Source organism: Rickettsia sp. TH2014 (assembly GCF_019249195.1).
GTDB classification, from domain to species: domain Bacteria; phylum Pseudomonadota; class Alphaproteobacteria; order Rickettsiales; family Rickettsiaceae; genus Rickettsia; species Rickettsia felis.
Map to the genome: position 1 here is coordinate 1 of NZ_MXAX01000195.1, position 1,173 is coordinate 1,173.

Sequence of the window (1,173 nt, forward strand, 5' to 3'; positions counted from 1 at the left end):
TCTAAACTGCAATACGGAGGCACGACCCAATTTTAGGAGACCCAAATTATAATAATATGTATAACCATGGTTGAACACATATTGTTACATAATTTACTACTAATATTCACGACTATTGACATAGTATTATTGCTTATATATCCTATTTTTACGAGGCTTAAACCTCATCATTATAGTAATAGATGTTGAATTATATCCAATTTATAAGAAATATTTTATTTTTTTAAGAATATAGCGAATACCGACAAATAGCTAACCCATTTACGATATGAGGTATGTTTTTAAAAAATTAAAAGATAATGGGTAAATTAGATCTCTTCGGAAACAAGGGTTTAGGGCGGAATTTGAACGAGACACGGAAGTGCTTGCCACCACAGCGTACAAAAGCGTATGTGAGGATTCGAGTACTGGATTGACGTACAAATTACCCCTAGAAGTAGAGTTTCCGAAGAGGTCTATTGAACATAATTCAATTTCTTTTACTATAAATATAGCTAATCTTATAAACTTCAAAAATCTGTAAGTTATAGGAACAACTTAGTAATAAAGAAGTTCATTTTAGTTGAGTTACAACATGGAAAATACTACAGAAGAACAAATAATAATATCTGAATTCAAAAATGATGAAGAGATAGATGAAGAAGAGAAAAGATTAAAAGCAGAAGATTCGCGAAAGCAACTTAAAGCAATATTAATAACATTTGGTATTATTTTGACCGGTTTTTTAACTTTTACTTATTTCTTTTTTAATTACATAGAAGAAAAAGCGGAAGAATACAAACAACAGCAACAACAAGAAATTCAAAAGACTAATAAAAATTGAATATTAAATTACCACAATTCTCCTTTAATTATGGTCTTGTTACATGGCTACTATATCGTTCCAGCAAGACATTGTTGCGTGGATACCACCCCGTCATTACGAACGACTGCGGCGTTGTTGTATGGCTCGCAACACCCACTCGATGTCATTCCCGCGTAGGCGGGAATCCAGCATAAAGCGAGATAAATCGAGCTTTTAATTTCAAAAAYTTGCTGTATTTATACTTTTTTTCTGGATTCCCACATACGCGGGCATGACATCAGCGAGCCATGCAACAAGACTGCGACTGCAAGGAGCGTGGCAATCCAAAAAAAATAACAAAAAAAATTCTGTAAATCAGAATTTTTTTC

At 32.9% G+C, this 1,173-nt stretch carries 1 protein-coding gene and 1 pseudogene; both read left to right on the forward strand.

What is annotated here, in order from left to right; translation table 11 throughout:
• Positions 1 to 307 precede the first annotated feature (307 nt).
• Positions 308 to 457: pseudogene (locus KYQ89_RS07790) on the forward strand (palindromic element RPE1 domain-containing protein); the annotation flags it as partial.
• A gap of 117 nt (positions 458 to 574) precedes the next feature.
• Positions 575 to 823, forward strand: coding sequence for a hypothetical protein (locus KYQ89_RS03915; protein ID WP_218460496.1), 249 nt, complete (start codon positions 575 to 577; stop codon positions 821 to 823).
• Positions 824 to 1,173: the final 350 nt, after the last annotated feature.